General features: G+C 50.5%; 1 protein-coding gene. It reads left to right on the forward strand.

Annotated elements, in window-relative coordinates:
* Positions 1-102: 102 nt before the first annotated feature.
* Positions 103-1,421, forward strand: a 1,319-nt coding sequence (locus BRO54_RS18775) for an IS66-like element ISGka4 family transposase (RefSeq protein ID WP_074044853.1), incomplete at its 3' end; no start/stop codon positions are given.

Below are 1,421 nucleotides of genomic sequence, written 5' to 3' on the forward strand. Positions count from 1 at the left end.
GTAACTATTCAGCCCGTACATAGAAAAAATTTACGAGAGCCGGTTTGTTCGTACCTTCCTTGTCTATACTAATTACCATCATAGACATGGGAGGTGAACACAATGGCAAATGTTGCTTTTGGCTTCCAAGAAGCGGTCTTCACACTCGAAAGCATGGTGGCAAACATCGAACGTCAAGCACAGACCATCGAAAAACTCATCAACGAAAATAAACAGTTAAGACAAGAAAACCAGCAATTGAAAGCACGTATTGCAGAATTAGAAGCCCGTACGAAAAAAAACAGTACGAATAGTCATTTACCGCCGTCCTCTGACCGGTTTGGGGCGAAATCTCCTTCTCGCCAACCGTCGGAGAAACGGCCGGGAGGACAGCCAGGGCACCAAGGAACGACGCTCCGCCAAGCACCGAATCCTGACCATCGAGTCCTTCACCGTGTGACCCAATGCAAAGGATGTGGTCACTCTTTAGAACATGTCGATCCACTTCAAGTAGACATTCGCCAAGTGTTCGACCTCCCAGTGGTTCGCATGGAAGTCACTCAACATGAGCGGGAAATCAAGCGTTGTCCGGAATGCCGACTTGTCCAGCAGGCGGAGTTCCCTTTCTATGTCACCAATCATGTACAATATGGACCGGTCATCACTTCACTCCTGTTATACTGGAATCACGCGCAGTTGATTCCGTGCGAACGGATTACGGAGATGGTGAAAACATTATTTCATCATCCCATTAGTGCCGGAACGGTCGTGAACATGACGAGACGGTGGCAGCCTGTGTTAGAAGCAGCGATCGAAGAAATCGAAGCCGCGCTGCTCACCTCGAGCACGCTGCACGTCGATGAAACGAGCCTGCGTGTGAAGGGAACGAAACAATGGGTGCACGTCGCTTCCACTTCCAAGGAAACCCGATACGGGATTCATCGCTCGCGTGGCAAACAAGCGACGGATGACATCGGGATTTTGCCACGGTACAAAGGAACGATGGTACATGATGCGTATTCCGTATACCCGATGTATACGCAGGCGAGCCATGCCCTTTGCCACGCCCATCATCTCCGGGAGCTTCGGGAATATACCGAACTTTACCAGCACTCTTGGTCGAACAAGATGGCCGAAGCACTGTTGGAGATGAAACAGGCAGTGGAGAAAGCGGGCGGAGCCTTGCCGGAAGAGAAAGTCCGGTATTGGGAAGCGGTGTACGACGAGCTTCTTTCGAATGGACGCCGGGAACTCGATGAACGTTGCCGACAAGGCAGCCATCTAGGTGTCCGCAAAGCGGAAAATTTCATCCGGCGCCTAGAAAAGCGCAAGCAAGAAGCGCTTCTCTTCCTGCGAAAGAAAGAAGTGCCGTTTGACAATAACCAAGCCGAACGCGATTTACGGATGGTGAAAGTCAAACAAAAAATCTCTGGAACGTTTCG

It is taken from the genome of Geobacillus proteiniphilus (genome assembly GCF_001908025.1).
GTDB classification, from domain to species: Bacteria; Bacillota; Bacilli; order Bacillales; family Anoxybacillaceae; genus Geobacillus; species Geobacillus proteiniphilus.